17 protein-coding genes are annotated in these 13,302 nt (G+C 57.8%); 5 read left to right on the forward strand and 12 right to left on the reverse strand.

Annotated features, from left to right (window positions below; translation table 11 throughout):
* Window position 1 precedes the first annotated feature (1 nt).
* The 12 genes from RX972_RS17475 to RX972_RS17530 all read right to left on the reverse strand — a co-directional run bounded on the left by RX972_RS17475 (window position 2) and on the right by RX972_RS17530 (window position 9,475).
* A complete protein-coding gene (locus RX972_RS17475; RefSeq protein ID WP_316877423.1) occupies window positions 2-538 on the reverse strand; it encodes a phage baseplate assembly protein V in 537 nt (178 codons plus the stop codon).
* 53 nt (window positions 539-591) lie between these two features.
* Window positions 592-1,626: a phage baseplate assembly protein gene (locus RX972_RS17480; protein ID WP_316877425.1), complete on the reverse strand. Its 1,035-nt coding sequence runs from the start codon at window positions 1,624-1,626 to the stop codon at window positions 592-594.
* Window positions 1,627-1,629: 3 nt separating this feature from the next.
* Window positions 1,630-2,871, reverse strand: a complete 1,242-nt coding sequence (locus RX972_RS17485; RefSeq protein WP_316877427.1) for a DNA circularization N-terminal domain-containing protein — start codon at window positions 2,869-2,871, stop codon at window positions 1,630-1,632.
* A 24-nt stretch (window positions 2,872-2,895) separates the two neighbouring features.
* Window positions 2,896-4,758 carry a phage tail tape measure protein gene (locus RX972_RS17490; RefSeq protein WP_316877429.1) on the reverse strand — a complete coding sequence of 621 codons (1,863 nt, stop codon included), beginning with the start codon at window positions 4,756-4,758 and terminating at the stop codon, window positions 2,896-2,898.
* 129 nt (window positions 4,759-4,887) lie between these two features.
* Window positions 4,888-5,187 carry a phage tail assembly protein gene (locus tag RX972_RS17495; protein WP_316877430.1) on the reverse strand — a complete coding sequence of 100 codons (300 nt, stop codon included), beginning with the start codon at window positions 5,185-5,187 and terminating at the stop codon, window positions 4,888-4,890.
* On the reverse strand, window positions 5,187-5,534 hold the full coding sequence (locus tag RX972_RS17500) for a phage tail tube protein (protein WP_087264743.1): 348 nt from the start codon (window positions 5,532-5,534) through the stop codon (window positions 5,187-5,189). Before RX972_RS17500 ends, RX972_RS17495 begins: the two co-directional genes overlap by 1 nt.
* A gap of 60 nt (window positions 5,535-5,594) precedes the next feature.
* A complete protein-coding gene (locus RX972_RS17505) occupies window positions 5,595-7,091 on the reverse strand; it encodes a phage tail sheath C-terminal domain-containing protein (protein ID WP_316877431.1) in 1,497 nt (498 codons plus the stop codon).
* Window positions 7,088-7,279 carry a DUF2635 domain-containing protein gene (locus RX972_RS17510; protein ID WP_099268579.1) on the reverse strand — a complete coding sequence of 64 codons (192 nt, stop codon included), beginning with the start codon at window positions 7,277-7,279 and terminating at the stop codon, window positions 7,088-7,090. The genes RX972_RS17505 and RX972_RS17510 overlap by 4 nt, the downstream gene beginning before the upstream one ends.
* Window positions 7,276-7,866, reverse strand: a complete 591-nt coding sequence (locus RX972_RS17515) for a hypothetical protein (RefSeq protein WP_316877434.1) — start codon at window positions 7,864-7,866, stop codon at window positions 7,276-7,278. Before RX972_RS17515 ends, RX972_RS17510 begins: the two co-directional genes overlap by 4 nt.
* A gap of 132 nt (window positions 7,867-7,998) precedes the next feature.
* On the reverse strand, window positions 7,999-8,292 hold the full coding sequence (locus tag RX972_RS17520; protein ID WP_049827083.1) for a phage holin family protein: 294 nt from the start codon (window positions 8,290-8,292) through the stop codon (window positions 7,999-8,001).
* Complete coding sequence (locus RX972_RS17525; RefSeq protein WP_027901682.1) at window positions 8,285-8,653, reverse strand: putative holin; 369 nt, start codon at window positions 8,651-8,653, stop codon at window positions 8,285-8,287. Before RX972_RS17525 ends, RX972_RS17520 begins: the two co-directional genes overlap by 8 nt.
* A 405-nt stretch (window positions 8,654-9,058) precedes the next feature.
* Entirely contained in the window at window positions 9,059-9,475 is a 417-nt protein-coding gene (locus tag RX972_RS17530) for a hypothetical protein (protein ID WP_316877437.1), read from the reverse strand.
* Between the two features lie 198 nt (window positions 9,476-9,673).
* Here RX972_RS17530 and RX972_RS17535 point away from each other — a divergent pair, with 198 nt between their 5' ends.
* The 5 genes from RX972_RS17535 (at window position 9,674) to RX972_RS17555 (ending at window position 13,231) form a co-directional block, all read left to right on the forward strand.
* Window positions 9,674-10,381 (forward strand): XRE family transcriptional regulator, encoded by a 708-nt coding sequence (locus RX972_RS17535; RefSeq protein WP_027901684.1) that lies wholly within the window; start codon window positions 9,674-9,676, stop codon window positions 10,379-10,381.
* A gap of 163 nt (window positions 10,382-10,544) precedes the next feature.
* Entirely contained in the window at window positions 10,545-10,817 is a 273-nt protein-coding gene (locus RX972_RS17540; RefSeq protein ID WP_316877441.1) for a DUF1654 domain-containing protein, read from the forward strand.
* An 81-nt stretch (window positions 10,818-10,898) separates the two neighbouring features.
* On the forward strand, window positions 10,899-11,090 hold the full coding sequence (locus tag RX972_RS17545) for a hypothetical protein (protein WP_316877442.1): 192 nt from the start codon (window positions 10,899-10,901) through the stop codon (window positions 11,088-11,090).
* On the forward strand, window positions 11,087-11,329 hold the full coding sequence (locus RX972_RS17550) for a pyocin activator PrtN family protein (protein ID WP_099268585.1): 243 nt from the start codon (window positions 11,087-11,089) through the stop codon (window positions 11,327-11,329). Before RX972_RS17545 ends, RX972_RS17550 begins: the two co-directional genes overlap by 4 nt.
* Window positions 11,330-11,599: 270 nt before the next feature.
* Window positions 11,600-13,231, forward strand: a complete 1,632-nt coding sequence (locus RX972_RS17555) for a methyl-accepting chemotaxis protein (RefSeq protein WP_316877446.1) — start codon at window positions 11,600-11,602, stop codon at window positions 13,229-13,231.
* Window positions 13,232-13,302 lie beyond the last annotated feature (71 nt).

Below are 13,302 nucleotides of genomic sequence, written 5' to 3' on the forward strand. Positions count from 1 at the left end.
GCTAGCCTCCCGGCACTGGTTTTTTGTCCGAGCCTTCATGCAGGTGCGTGACCAGGCTGACGCCCGCAGCGACCTGATCGCCCGACGACTCGATGCCCCCGGTGGTGCTGATCAGCGGTGTGTCAAAAGTCACTCCGCCGCTCGCCTTGACGCTGAAGTTTGTGGTGTTCAGATCCACAGAATCAGTGGCATTGATCTGCAAGGTCAGGGTCTGCAATTCGATGACGCGATTGCGTTTGAAGTGGATGAAATCCCCCTCATCGGTGTGCAGCGCCACTTCGCCGTTCTTCAGACCGGTCAAACGAAAGCGGCGATCTGAAACACAGATCACCACGCCGTGTGACCGATCACCGCCGATAAAAGCAGTCAGGCCCTCAGCGCCGGGATGGGGGTTGGAGGTGTAGCCATACGGCTCGAAGTGTTCGAGACCGTCCTTTACCTCGTCGGCGGTCAAGGTCATTTGCAGGGACTGAATAGCCCCGGCCGGGTTGACCAGATTGACGACTCCGCGGACGAGCGTGTTCAGCAGCTCTCTCATGTCGAAGGCTTCCAGTAGGTAATAAAAGTGGGTGAGCGATGATTTACGGGGCGTTACCCAAGCTTTTGGGGTTCAGGCAGAAACGCTTCGATGGGCGCGACAGTGAGGTCTGCGGTGGTGCCGCTTTCCCCCAGGTTGTACTGGATCTGGCTGATCAGCATGTCCTGGTCATCGCCCAGCAACCGATCGACGATGCGCACGATCATGTTTTCCCGCCAAAGATCGCCATTCGATTGTCGCCAGCCCTGAATCTTGTAGGTGCGGGTCAGCGCCTTGCCCTTGCGGCTGGCGCGCTCCCAGTCGGCGCGAGATTGAGCGAGTTCCTGAGTCAACTGGTTCTGCTCATGAATGTGCTTGAGCCGCTTGCGTGGTGGCGTATCGTCGAAGGCAAACGCCTCGACCTGTGCTGCTGCACTGGCGGGCTCTTTGTCCTCCCGTTTGCGCTGACCCGTTACACGGTATTGAGAGAACACTCCGGAATAGTCCAACTGCGCAGAACCAGTGAGAATGTTCTTCCCTAGCTCCAGTCGGTCAACCGCCCGACCGCTGCTACCGGGAGCAACAATCACTAAATGCCCCTCACCGTCATCTGTGGAAAACAAACGGGAAAGCGTGAGCAACTTGTCGATGGACTCGAACACCGTTTCGCCGGGGGTACTGTGGTGACTTTCGAGTTTGGCAGTCTGTGCCACCTCACTGAGCACCTTGATCCCATAGGGCTCGGCCAGCGCCTGAACAATGTCCTGCACACTCTGTTTATTCCATTGAGTAACAGCCCCTGTTACAGCGCAATCCACCAGATCCGCCGTAAGCGAACGCCCGGCCACAGAACGCGTCACGCTGTTAGCGTCATAGCTGATCGGGGTCGAATAAACGTGCCCCGTCAGCACAAGGTCCGCACCAATCCGAATTTCGCAGGGAGCGCCTTGCTTGACCGGAACTTCCATGTCCTCGCCCGGCCAGCGCCAAGAGACGCCCAAAGTAAAAGTCCGCGCCTGTTGCTCGATACCGGCGGTGATACTGACTGTTTTCCAGCCACGGTAATCCCTGCCGTCGACGCTGAGCGTGACGACGTTTTGCAAGTCCATGGGTTACTCCTGAGCGACTTGAAGGATCGCTGCCGGCAAAAAGCCTGGGTGAGGAATGCTGTTGCGCGCGACGATTTCATCACCGCGTGTGGCGTCCGCAAACTGCCGAAACGCCAGCACCACAGCGGGCACTGATTCTTTGGGCGACACGTCGACAAGATTGACTCCTGAACGCGCAACAGCGGTCAGGTGTTCCCTCATACGTTTGCGAACCGCTTCGATGCGCTCGAAGTGCTCGTGATCAGCCAGCAGCGCCGCTTGCCAAAGCACATCACTGAGAGCGTCACGCAATTGCGTGATGTCGGCTGCAACCGGTACTTCGGGCCGTGCCACCGGGGTGGCAACCTGCTGCTCCAGACTGGGCACTCCCGGCAATGCCGAAGGCGCCGCAACCACTGGCATGGCCGAGGCCAGACGGAGAGCATCCGCCAGCACCACATCCCGAACCAACTCACGTGTAGCAGTCACAGCTGCGACCGTGGCCGCGCCTCCCGCAGCAGTTGCCGGACTCACCAGCCCGAGCACCGTTTCCACCTTGGTCATGGCCTGGCGTTGCGAGGTTTTGAAGCGATCAAACTCGCCGGTCATGCTGGAGAATTGCGCCCCCAGCATCGTTGACAGGTTCTCCGGAAAATTGGCCAGTGTGTCCGCCAGCGAAGCCGCCGAACTGACAAAGCCGGTCAACTGACTGAACTCGTGCTGAATCGCCAACTGCACTCCGGCAATGCCGTTCTGCAGGGCGGTCATGCTGATCCGCGCTTTGTTGACCGAAGCCATCGCGTTCTTGTATCGGGTCAATGCCGAATCCAGAAAACTCCGGTTTTCCATTTCGAGCAGCCTGGCGGTGTTGGCTACCCCGACGGGGTAACCCTTTTCACCCGCTTCCACGAACGACAGGGAAAATCTCGCGATTCCCCCATCGGCTCGCGCCTGCTTGACCTGACAACCCTCAGTCGCGGTCACGGTCATGCGCCCGAACCAGGGGTGAATCAACTCCCCTGAGCCGGGTTGATCGAGTGCGTGCAACAGGTTGTCGCGCTGCACAAAGCAATCGTCTCCAATGACAAACGCCTCGAAGGTAATCGCCCGGGTTTTGCGCCCCATGTCTTCGACCAAAGGCCGATCACGCTGGGGATATTCATGCAACTGCGTACGCCGCCCCACCACCGTACTGTCACTGTCGACCCAAAAGCCGACACCACGGAACGAGGCCGACTGCAGGTCATCCCGCCAAGTCTTGCTCATGTCGCTGTCCTTTATTTCGAGAGGCTACTGCTGCGAGAGGCTGCGAACGCCCCTTTGCGATATCGAGAAGCCCGGCTGATTGGTTTGAGCCTCGCCAACGGTGGTGCCCGGTGGCGCGTTCTGGAAGTGCACGGTCAACGCGCCTTGCAGGTTCATGCGGTTGTTGGCCGCCGCCTGCTGATTGAGCGACCCGGCCGTGATCAGGCTGCCGGGCACACCGGGTTGATCAGGTGACCGCAAAAGTGAATCGACTGATGCGCCGCCTTGAGTGAGGTTGCGCTGTGCCTGTTCGTCGCGGACAAGCTGGGCGGCATTGGCCATGACGAACTGACCCGTGCCCCCGCCGATGTTCGTGTTGACCTTGACTGCGTCACTGCCACCGAAGAACGCCATCAAGGGCGTAACGATGGGCTCAACAGTCGCCCACATAAATTTAAGCCACGCAAAAACAGGCCCCCAATTCTTCCGAATCAGATTCAGAGGCGTCCAGGAAAAAAACTCGGTGATCCATCCCCAAGCCACCATCCCTGCGGTTTGAATCGTCGTCCAGACCTCCTGAAAGAAGCCCGATACAGCTGACCAGTTGGCAATCAACAAGCCTGCTGCGAGGGCAATCCCACGCACGACGAGCCCCACAGGATTGGCGCCGATAACCGTGTTCATGACAGCACTGGCGACCGTCGCCGCCACCACCGCCAAACGCAAGAACGTAAACCCCGCCGCTGCTCCGGCGATGCTTCTGACCAAGCCGGGATTGGCCTCGGTAAACGCCGAGACCTTGCTGATCAAAGGTCCGATCGTACCGAGGAAATCATTGACCGGCGGCAACAGTGCCGTGCCAATCGCGACGCCCAATCGCGTCGTCTGGTTATTCATCAACTGCAGCGCACTCTCGGTTGTCGACGCGCGCGCTGCATAAACCTCCTGCATAGAGCCGGCATATTTCTGGCTGTTGCCAACCAGTTGAAAGTTACGGGACAGCGCATCGAGACCGTTCACCAGCGGAGCAGCGGATGAGTCACCGAACAACTGCGACAGCATCGCGCCCTGCTTGCCCTTCTCCAGCGCATTCAGCTTGGTCAGCACATTACTGATCGTACCCTCCGCGTCTGCGGACATGCCTTGGGATACCGCCTGCGCATCCAGTCCCAAAGCCTTGAACGCTTGCTGCTGGCCCTCGGTAGCGAGGACGCCCGCTGTAAGCGTTTGCGTGAAGTTGCGCATGCTGGTCGCCGCAGCCTCTTCAGACATGCCGCTTCGAGCGAAAACAGCGCCCATCGCGGCGGTCTGCCCCGCACTTAACCCGGACGTGCCTGCGGCAGTGACGATGCGGGAAACTTTCCCCGTGTCTACGCCACCGGCCCGGCCCAGTTGAGTGATCTGATCTGCCAGCGCCACCACTTCAGCCTGGTTGAGTTTGAAGTCTGTCCGCCACCGCGCCATCATCGCGCCGGACTGTTCCCCGGTCTGATCGAAAGCAATGCCCATCTTCAAAGCATCTTCGGCAAACGTTTTCAGTTCTTCACGGGCAACGCCCGATTGTCCGCCCAGCGCAAACACTTGCGCGATGCCCGCAGCGGACACCGGCAGCTTTTCCGACAGGTCGAGCACATCCTTGCTCATCGCCTTGAACTGCTCGGGCGCCTGAAAATCAACCACCCGCCTGACCCTGGCCATAGAGCTTTCAAAGGCAATAGCGGCTTTCGCCCCGTCAACGAAGGGCTTCATCAGCCCCTCCTTGCCGGTCAAAGTATCCATGAAGGGAATATTGCCCAAGGCGCTCAAGGATTTACTCAAGGTCGAGATTTCTTTCTGCGCGTTTTTGAGCTGGGGCGACAGCTTGTCGACGCCGGTCATGACCACCATGACTTGAATGTTATTAGCCATTATTCCCCCGTTGCTCTTCGAGAATTCGAAAGGCATGCCGCTCGCTTTCCAGAATTACATCCAAAGGTCTTCCCATGAGCACCTCAGGGTCCGACCTCCAGAAGTAAGCGAGGTCGTACACCACGCCGATCAGGTCGGCGACGCCACCGAAGCGCTCTGCAGGAAAAAACCGATGATTTTCCACACCAGGCTGTTCAGGTCCGCCAGGTCCAGTTGGTTGACTGATCCCGCCGGAATGGCTGCGCACACCGCGATGTATTTGCAGGCTGCTTCGATATCCGCAACCGGCATCGACGAGTCGGAAAGGGTGTAAGGCAGCACATTGATCGCCCGACACTCCTCAGCCGTCGGGCGACGCAGGTGCAGCTCCGTGAGTTCCAGACCGTGCGCCTTGATGGCGACGGCCAGGGTAAAGGTCTCTTTGCTCATCACTGCCAGTCCCCCGAGATGCCTTCGAATTTGAGGCTGACCTTGCCGTCCTCACTGGTACTGGTCATGTCATCTACCGCGTACGCGCCGCTGAGCACGTAAGTGGTGCCGTCGTTGAACTCGGCGGTGACCGTCATGTTGGTGCCGGTTTCGATTTTTGCCCGAGGGAAATCGACGGTACGAATCGCGTCAACCTTGATGAACGGCGTCACTTCGTTTTCCTTGAAGTAGCCGACCACGACGGTTTCGCGCTTGACCCGGGACATCGGCACTTCTACCGCGCCCGTGATGACCAGCTGTTCGCCGTCGACCTTGATGTAGCAAGTACCCGCAACTTTCTGACCCATGTGAATCTCCACGAAAAAGCCCGCACAGGGCGGGCTTGGAATGACGTTTGATTAAGCGGCTCAGGCCGCGTCGGAATACTGCAGACGGAACTGATACAACAGCGCGAACACGCGCAGTTGATTGACCAGATCCGGCGGATACAACACGTTCAGGCGATTCGGATTAGTCGCGTCGCGCTCAACAATCAGGTTGTCCTTGAAGGCGTCGATGTTCTCGACAATCCCCAGACGCACCAGCTCACCATAAGCTGCGATCAGCTCACCGCGAATCACCTTCGGGGTCACCATGCGCTGGCCGGGGCCGAACTTGGTGCCGTCGTTCGCCAGTTTATGGCGACCGTATTTGCTGGTGATGCGGGTACGCAGGAAACGCAGTACATACGCCGACTGGTGCAGCGGCTCGCTGTCCAGGTACGAGTCATCCGGCTGGTTGTACGCGTTACGCTGATACGTGGTGATCGCCCGCTGGATGCGCATCGCACTGCCCGAATACTCGAACGTGGCGATGCCGCTGCCGAGCAACGACTGGTATTCATCCAGCATGAAACGGTCACTGACCGCTGCAGGCTCGATGGCCCCCAACTCACCCGATTGCGTCGGGCATGCAGGATCGGCGCTGATGAACACCGCAGTGCGTGCGCTGAACTGTGCGGCGACTTCCCATACTGGTTGCGGAATGCTTTTTTCCATGGCGCCGATAGACACCGATGGGTCATTGCGCAGCTTGCCCGCAGCGACCAAAGCACCCAGCGTGCCGCGTTTTGCACTGTAAACCCGACCGTAAATCTGCTTCGCCCAGGACCAGCGGCCCGAGGTGAAGTCCATGGTGGATTTCCAGTAATCCAGCGTTGCGGCGTCAGTCCATGGCTGACTGATAAACTCGAACGGTTCGTCGCCCAGAGCAGCCAGTGTGGCGGCCATTTCCGGCGTACCGACACCACCGGCCATCGCGGCCACAACGACTTCCAGACCGGCTGGCAGTTGCTCGCCATTGGCGGCACCCAGTCGGTTGAAGCTCAATTGGATATCGTTGCCCAGCTCGCCTTTGAACTTGCTGGCCAGCGTCACCACGCCCGCTTCGGCGGTAGCCGTCACCGGCAGATCGGTGGCCGCATTGATAGCGCTCAGCAACGCAGCAGCTGCTTCGGCGGCCGTGGCCAGTTCAGGCACGACAGCTCGCACCCGAACGCCGCCCACATACAAGTTCAGCAGGCCGGCCGCGGTGGCGGTACCGGTCAGCGTGACCTTGCCTTGCGCATTGGTACCGGACTCGATCTTGAGTGGCAGGCACCAGACCTCGCCTGCAACATCGATCTTGCGATGCGCTGCATGCATGGCCCACAACATCGAACCAGCGCCGCCAATGGCACGCGCTTCGGTGCTGCGCGAGATCAGCACCAGGCGGCCGATGTCTTCACTGGTTGCATCGTCGTTGACCTGACCGATGATCAGGCGTCGCAGACTGGAAGCACCGCTGTTGGCCATTGAGTTATCAAGCTCGGCGTAGAACAGAGGTACACGAAGATCGGATGGAATCTGGCTGAAACCTACAGTCATTTGGCGGCACTCCCTTTTGCTTTGGGCAGGGCTGAAGCCGTACCCACAATTACGTCAGCATCATTGATCCGTCGCTGCCAGTAGGCAGTCAGCGGTACTTCGTAGCCCTCGACGGACAGCAGTTCGCCGCCCCGGGCCGGATCCGGAACAGCCCGGCCTTCGGCAGGTTTCACATGCACTCGTTTCACTGGGTTATATCCTCACGGGTTTTGAATTCGAAGCGGCCATCCGGGCCGCGCTCTGTCAGGTTTCGGTCGACCATCGGGTCAATGAAGTCGATATCCATATCGACTCCCTCAAGCAGTGGCAGGCCATCGTTGACCTGCTCCTGCCACGTTTCTGGAGCCCCGGCCGGGTCACTGCGACCCAGCATGAACTCGGTGAAAAAGCGGAACTGGTAAACCACCCGGTTCTCGTCGATCAGCAACATCGAGCTACCGCTGTACTGCAAAGGATCGTCTTCAGCTTCCGGCTGAAAGCCCACCAGAGCAGCCCATAGCTGAACGCGAATGCTGTGAAGTTCCTGAGTCGCGGCCTGGCCGTATTGATCACGGTTAGCCAGCGCAACGTTGATCAGGTATTGCTCACGAACGATGTGCCGGACCACGTTGGTGGTGGATTCCTGTGCGGTATCGCCCGCCGTCAGGACATAAGCCGCGGGCATCGCAAACTGGTCGTCGGTGCGGGCGCTGTCCCACTGCAGACCACCGGCGACCCGGCCCTGAAAACCGGGGCAGCGCTCGCTTATCTGTGCAATCAAAGTTGTTACGTTCATCTCAGAACTCCAGTTTCAGAACTCCAGACACGACAAAGCCCCGGGAACGGGGCTTTGCAGTGCTGATAAAAAGTGGCTCAAAAACCCGCCGAATGCGGGCTCTCAGAAGCTATTGGCGTGCAGGCATCAAGCTCACTCTCCGATCTTCCAGACTTGCGCCAGATTGCCGTTGCTCTGGTAAACAGAACCGACAAATACCGCCAGGATCATGACCAGCGGCCAGGCCTGAACCGGCATGACCAGCATGCCTTTGCAGATGTAAACCATCACCGTGCCAGCGCTGACCATCACCAGCCAGGCCAGACAGCTCATGTTGCGGCGAAACCGTGCGCCCTTGCGGCGAAACGTGAAGAGCCGTACGAACAGGCCCATGCATAACCAGAACGTCACCTGGGTGAGCAGTGCGCTAATCAGAGGCTTATCCATCATGACCTCCAGGCTGCCCGGTCTCTAATCTGCCGCGCCGTTTGATGGCTGCCAGCGCCACAGTGACCACCAGCACGGATGCCCCGAATGCGGCGGGCCCTGAATACTTGAAAGGGCGAATCCCCCAGAATTCGAAGTCCACTAAAGCGGGGGCGAACAAATAACCCATTACAAATGACACCATCAGAAAAACCATCCGCTTCCAGACCGGCATTTCTTCTGTGGTGGTAAAGAACACCAATGCACCCGCCAATGCGCCGATGGCGGCGAGCGTATCGATGCCTGTCAACAATCCTGCGAAACCCGCACCGGCCGCACCAGCGACCACGACAGATGCGGCCGTGCTCGCTGGCTCGGCCATGCTCATACTCCATTGCTATTCCCGGGGGAAAAAGAAACCCCGCCGAAGCGGGGTGGGTGACTGCCTGTAAAAGGCCTGATGACGTGGCTGAAAAGCCTGCCTGCCGCTGCTGCCTCAGGCGTAAATCTCAGATCGTGCCGCCTTTGTACCTGCCGCCGGAAAGCATGGGAAGAGGCGATTTTGAGGTGGTTCAGATGCGACTGGAACGCGACAGGAATGTGACCACAACACGACAAAGTCGCTCGACGAATGGTTGCCAGGTCGTCGTTTGAGGAGCTTGGCAAGGGGATGTCCTGTAGGAGCCAACTTGTTGGCGAGACGGGATATCTGACGATGCAGGTCCTACGTCTCGCCAACAAGTTGGCTCCTACCCAAAATGCATTTCAAAATCAGGGCTTGCATGCGTCACGCGCTGGACGGCACGCCACGCTTGCTCGTACTCGCCATAACAATCGACATCACCTGCTCATGCAACCGCTGCACCCGGTTGCGATAGGTTCGGTCAGCCCCTTCGGCAATTCCGGCGGTGCGCATCTGTTCGCGGATCGGAACAAGTTCGCAGTAACGTTGCGTTGCCAGTCTGGCCAAAGCTGCCTGACCGGGTGTGCGTTGCAATTGCGCAACGGCGCGATCTATTGCGGTGGCAATGGTGTCCATGCCCGTGCCGCCGCTATCCAGGATGCGAGACCCCGGCGTGCTGCGCGGTGGTGCCCCGCCCCATTCAATCAATGCGCCCAACTGGCTGCCTAAACCGCCACCCAGACCTCGCTCGCGGGTTTGCTCACCCCAATGCACCATCAACTTTTCGATTTCCTTGATCATTTTGTTCCCTCGCCATTCAACTCAATGTCCGCCACAGCAGGCATTGTGAAAAAACCCGAAGCGCAACCCGCCGACCTGACCGAAGTCAGGCAAACCGTCGCAACCTGTGGGATGAGCAAAAAGATTAGCAATCGCTAATATTTACATCAACAGCAAAATGTAATTTACTGTCTGCTAACGCATAGCGATGATTAAGCCATGGATATTTACGAACAACGCCTTAGAGCCCTTCGCCATGCTATGGCTGGCCTCACTCAAAAAGACTTCGCCAACCAGTTCGGTCTGGACGCGTCTTATTTATCGCAATTGCTGAACGGCCATCGAAAGCTGGGGGAAAAGGCTGCCGCCACCCTAGAGGGCAAGATTGATCTGCCCGCAGGCACGCTGGTTTCTCCAGATACCAATGATCTGCTCGAGGGGGCAGCACCTAAAACAGTGGCTCCCGTGGACACCAAAAGAGTCATGGAGTCCTTGGGGTTCATCACCATCCCGCACCTCAACGTCGCCGCTTCGATGGGCCACGGTCTGGTGCCGGAAAATCAGGTCGAAGTCATTCGCGAGATGACGGTCCACCTCGACTGGCTGAAAACCCAGGGTGTGCCGTATTCCAGCCTTGAAAATCTGGCGATCATCACCGGTGATGGCGACAGCATGGAGGGCACCTTTCGCGATGGCGACTCGTTGCTGGTAGACCGGGGAATTACCGAAATCCGCACTGATGCGGTGTACGTGTTTACTCTGGACGGTGATTTATTCATCAAGCGCCTGCAGCGAATGACCGGAGGGGCGCTGCGGATGATCTCGGACAATCCTGTCTACCCCCCGATCATGATCGACGGCGCTGATCTGGAGAAAATCCATATTCAGGCGCGAGTGTTGCTCGTGTGGAATGCCAGGAAGCTTTGAGCCTCTGAGCCTTTGAGCCTCTGAACCAGGCCGATGAATGCGCCCGCCGATGCGGGCTTTTTTATGGGCGAGCCAAAAAAGAGTACACGCGTACTCTTTTTCTCTTGCCGTACAGCTCATCGATATTTACTGTATGTATATACATAACGCCAAGGAGGACCACATGTCCAAGACGCAAACCAGAGCCCTTGCCCCCCCTACGTCGCTTGAACTGCTTGGGGCACGCCTTCAGAAAGTCATCACCTCCCCCGCCGCTCGCAAGGAGCACGCAGCGCTGGTTTACAAGGCACCAGATGAGTCCCAGCAAGACTGGGATCAGATCATTGATGCCATCACCGAGACCGATGGTGTGTACGCAAACGTTCAAGAAGACGGGTCCGTCCGCGTGTTCTGGGACATACCGGCTCAAGATAGAGCAATCCCTTCAGAGGAATAGAAATATTTAGCAAATGCTATTGTATAAATATTTAGCTATTGCTAATTTAGCCTCGTACCCATTCATTACCGAGTACGAGTCATGAAAATTTCAAAACACCATCCTCGCTGCCAGGTGTACCTGCATCCGGCAGCAGCTTCGAGTCCTGAGGCGGTTCGGGCTATCCAACGGCAAGTCGGCCTGCTTCTGATCATCACCCTGAAAAAACGACGTGAGTCGTGCAATCCAGCCAGTGCAGATGAATTCAACCCTTGGGGAGGCGACGCGGCATGAGCCAGACACTCAATCAACTGCGGTCCGAATTTGCCACGCCCTGCCCGACTCTGAGCGCCGTTCGAGAGCGATATTTCTCCCACATATCGAGCGACCGGTATCTGATGCGCAAGATCAGCAGTGGCGCAATTGCCCTGAAAGTCACACGGCTGGGCGGTTCCAGCAAAGGACAGCCAGTGGTGTACCTGCACAATCTCGCGGACTATCTGGATGCTCAAGATCAATTACAGGCTGCATGACCCTTGCGAATGCCGCTGTCCGACAGCGGCATTGATTTCATTCTTGCAAAGCAAAGACTGGTGACCCACATCTGCGTTTCCGGCAAAAGTCATGCAGGCGATCAGCTAGCACGACATGTCTAAATCAATGCTCTTAACCAATACTGCTGATATTTAAGACTTTTTTCTGCTTATTACTGGATATTTCAAAATAATCAGCTAAGTGGCCTAAAGCTGAAACGTTAAACGTCGATAGGTTACTAACGTTTCCTCTCTCGACAGGCTATTCGCATGAATCTGAGAAATCTCAACATTGCCCCCCGATCGCTGCTCTGTTTTGGCTTTTTTGCCTTACTGATCACCGCTCTGGGCCTGTTCTCATTACAGCAGTCAGTTGGCCTGAAAGAATCACGAGAGGCACTGCAGGACAACGTATTGCCGACCGTTCAGACCATTGAGCAGATCAAGACCGATCTGGTGACCATCCGCCTGGGCAACACCGGCTTGCGAGCAGCATCAGATGCAGAAGGAGCCAAGCGCCAGCTTGATCGCATCAGCCAGGCACGTACCGGCCTGGAAACAGACGTGCGCAAGCTGAAACCTCTGTTGATCACGGAGGCTGGCCAGAAAGCGTTCAGCAGCATGGAGCGCAACCTGATGGCATACCTTGCCGTGCATGCGCGCTTTCTGGACGCGGTCGCCCAGAAGCGTGAAGACCTTATCAGCGCAATGACCAACGCCACGGGTGAGATGACCCAGGCAGCGGAACAGTTGAGCAAGGACATCACCGAGGTTTCGCGCCTGGCCGACCTCAAGATGGCCGAGTCCGATGCCATTGCCGACCAGACCTATTCTCAATCTCGCAACGTCACCATCATCGCCATTATCGTGGCGCTGATTGCGACCCTCGGCCTGGCTGCACTGTTCACCCGCAGTCTGGTTGCCCCCATTGCCAAGGCATTGGCCGTTGCTCAGCAAATTGCTGCCAACGACCTTAGCAAGCCAATCGATGTGGACGGCAAGGATGAACCGGGCCGCCTGCTGCAAGCCTTGTCGGTGATGCAACAAAACCTGCGTCGTACACTGGGTGAACTGAGCGATTCATCATCGCAACTGGCGTCGACTTCCGAAGAAATGACCGCCGTCACTGAAGATTCATTGCGCGGCGTACAGCGTCAGAACGATGAAATCAATCAGGCTGCCACGGCCATCAACCAGATGAGCGCGGCCGTTGAAGAAGTCGCACGCAATGCGTCGCTGGCCTCCACAGCCGCACGCGACTCCAGCCAGTCTGCAGAAAATGGCAGCAAGCGAGTTGGCGAAACCGTGAGCGTGATCAATGAACTGCATCAGGCGGTCGGCGTCACCGCGGTTGAAATCGACGGGCTGGCTGTACAAGTGCAGGGCATCAGCGGCGTGCTGGATGTGATTCGTGGCATCGCCGACCAGACCAATCTGCTCGCCCTCAACGCCGCTATCGAAGCGGCACGAGCGGGCGAAGCCGGTCGTGGCTTTGCGGTGGTGGCCGACGAAGTTCGGGCACTGGCCCATCGTACTCAGCAGTCCACTGCCGAAATCGAAAAAATGATCGCCTCGATTCAGGACGGTGCCGGTAAAGCGGTCAGCGCCATGGGCCATAGCAGTGAGCGCGCACGCGCCAGCCTTGATGTTGCCGAAGCGGCTGGCCTGGCGCTGAAGGAAATCACTGCCGCCATTGTGCAGATCAACGAACGCAATATGAGTATTGCCTCGGCCACTGAAGAGCAGGCGCAAGTCGCCCGGGAAGTTGACCGCAACCTGACCAGCATCCGCGACCTGTCTTTGCAGACCTCGGCCGGAGCCAACCAGACCTCGGCTGCCAGCAACGAGCTGTCGCAACTGGCGGTGGGCCTGAATCAGTTGGCGCTACGCTTCAAGATGTAATGAATGACCTGTAGGAGCTGCCGAAGGCTGCGATCACGGTGTGTCAGGGATAGCTGATCGCAGCCTTCGGC

This window comes from Pseudomonas syringae group sp. J309-1 (assembly GCF_032582135.1).
GTDB classification, from domain to species: domain Bacteria; phylum Pseudomonadota; class Gammaproteobacteria; order Pseudomonadales; family Pseudomonadaceae; genus Aquipseudomonas; species Aquipseudomonas quasicaspiana.

Bases quoted from the DNA above. Each gene is read 5' to 3' on its own strand.
- RX972_RS17475 (WP_316877423.1), bottom strand. From the start codon at position 538: ATGAGAGAGCTGCTGAACACGCTCGTCCGCGGAGTCGTCAATCTGGTC.
- RX972_RS17480 (WP_316877425.1), bottom strand. From the start codon at position 1,626: ATGGACTTGCAAAACGTCGTCACGCTCAGCGTCGACGGCAGGGATTAC.
- RX972_RS17485 (WP_316877427.1), bottom strand. From the start codon at position 2,871: ATGAGCAAGACTTGGCGGGATGACCTGCAGTCGGCCTCGTTCCGTGGT.
- RX972_RS17490 (WP_316877429.1), bottom strand. From the start codon at position 4,758: ATGGCTAATAACATTCAAGTCATGGTGGTCATGACCGGCGTCGACAAG.
- RX972_RS17495 (WP_316877430.1), bottom strand. From the start codon at position 5,187: ATGAGCAAAGAGACCTTTACCCTGGCCGTCGCCATCAAGGCGCACGGT.
- RX972_RS17500 (WP_087264743.1), bottom strand. From the start codon at position 5,534: ATGGGTCAGAAAGTTGCGGGTACTTGCTACATCAAGGTCGACGGCGAA.
- RX972_RS17505 (WP_316877431.1), bottom strand. From the start codon at position 7,091: ATGACTGTAGGTTTCAGCCAGATTCCATCCGATCTTCGTGTACCTCTG.
- RX972_RS17515 (WP_316877434.1), bottom strand. From the start codon at position 7,866: ATGAACGTAACAACTTTGATTGCACAGATAAGCGAGCGCTGCCCCGGT.
- RX972_RS17520 (WP_049827083.1), bottom strand. From the start codon at position 8,292: ATGGATAAGCCTCTGATTAGCGCACTGCTCACCCAGGTGACGTTCTGG.
- RX972_RS17525 (WP_027901682.1), bottom strand. From the start codon at position 8,653: ATGGCCGAGCCAGCGAGCACGGCCGCATCTGTCGTGGTCGCTGGTGCG.
- RX972_RS17530 (WP_316877437.1), bottom strand. From the start codon at position 9,475: ATGATCAAGGAAATCGAAAAGTTGATGGTGCATTGGGGTGAGCAAACC.
- RX972_RS17535 (WP_027901684.1), top strand. From the start codon at position 9,674: ATGGATATTTACGAACAACGCCTTAGAGCCCTTCGCCATGCTATGGCT.
- RX972_RS17540 (WP_316877441.1), top strand. From the start codon at position 10,545: ATGTCCAAGACGCAAACCAGAGCCCTTGCCCCCCCTACGTCGCTTGAA.
- RX972_RS17545 (WP_316877442.1), top strand. From the start codon at position 10,899: ATGAAAATTTCAAAACACCATCCTCGCTGCCAGGTGTACCTGCATCCG.
- RX972_RS17550 (WP_099268585.1), top strand. From the start codon at position 11,087: ATGAGCCAGACACTCAATCAACTGCGGTCCGAATTTGCCACGCCCTGC.
- RX972_RS17555 (WP_316877446.1), top strand. From the start codon at position 11,600: ATGAATCTGAGAAATCTCAACATTGCCCCCCGATCGCTGCTCTGTTTT.